This is a genomic window from Marivita sp. S2033, from assembly GCF_046592965.1.
In the GTDB taxonomy this organism is placed as follows: domain Bacteria; phylum Pseudomonadota; class Alphaproteobacteria; order Rhodobacterales; family Rhodobacteraceae; genus Marivita.
The window spans coordinates 1-847 of the sequence record NZ_JBISBV010000050.1; the positions used below are offsets into that span (position 1 = coordinate 1).

1 pseudogene is annotated in these 847 nt (G+C 62.8%); it reads right to left on the reverse strand.

What is annotated here, in order from left to right:
- Positions 1-92: 92 nt before the first annotated feature.
- Positions 93-755, reverse strand: a pseudogene (locus tag ACGKZZ_RS17260) (ATP-binding protein); the annotation flags it as partial.
- Positions 756-847 lie beyond the last annotated feature (92 nt).

Consider the following 847-nt stretch of genomic DNA (forward strand, 5'->3'; position numbering starts at 1 on the left):
GCTATGTGAGGGCTACGCAGCGCCGGGCCTGCTCAGCACAAAGGGGTCAATATTGGACGCCGATAGGGGGTCAAAGTTCAATGCCGATTGACAAGCAAGGCCTCGCGGGCCTCAAGCCCGAGAAGCGCATGGGTGAGACCAGCGTCGCGGATATAGACCTTGGGCGATTTCACCAGACGCTTGCCCACATTCGCGTGCCAGGGCGGCAGGCGACGCACCAGCATCAGATCGACCAGCAGATCGAGATAACGCGCCACGCTCTGGCCCGAGACCCCGAGCCCTGCCGCAAGCTTGGCCGCGTTCAAGAGCCCGCCTTGGTCGTGGGCCAGCATGGTCCAGAACCGCCGCAGCGTCTCAGATGGAATGCGCAGCCCGAAGGACGGGATATCGCGTTCGAGATAGGTGCGGATGAAATCCTCCCGCCAGGTGAGGCTGGCGCGGTCCGATGCGGCCAGAAAACTCTCCGGAAAGCCGCCGCGCAACCAGAGCGCGGGCAAAGCCCCCTGCCCTACCTCGTCGAGGGTAAAGGGCGTCAATTCGTGATAACTCACCCGTCCGGCCAGCGATTCCGCACTTTGCTGCAACAACGTGTTCGAGGCCGAGCCCAGAAGCAGAAACTGCCCGGTGCGATACCCCGCGCGGCGGCGGCGGTCGATCTGTCCCCGCAGCGCCCCGAAGAGACCCGGCATCAGCTGCACCTCGTCGATCACCACAAGCTTGCCCATCTGGTCATCAAGATAGAGATCCGGCTCCTTGTCAATCGGCATTGAACTTTGACCCCCTATCGGCGTCCAATATTGACCCCTTTGTGCTGAGCAGGCCCGGCGCTGCGTAGCCCTCACATAGC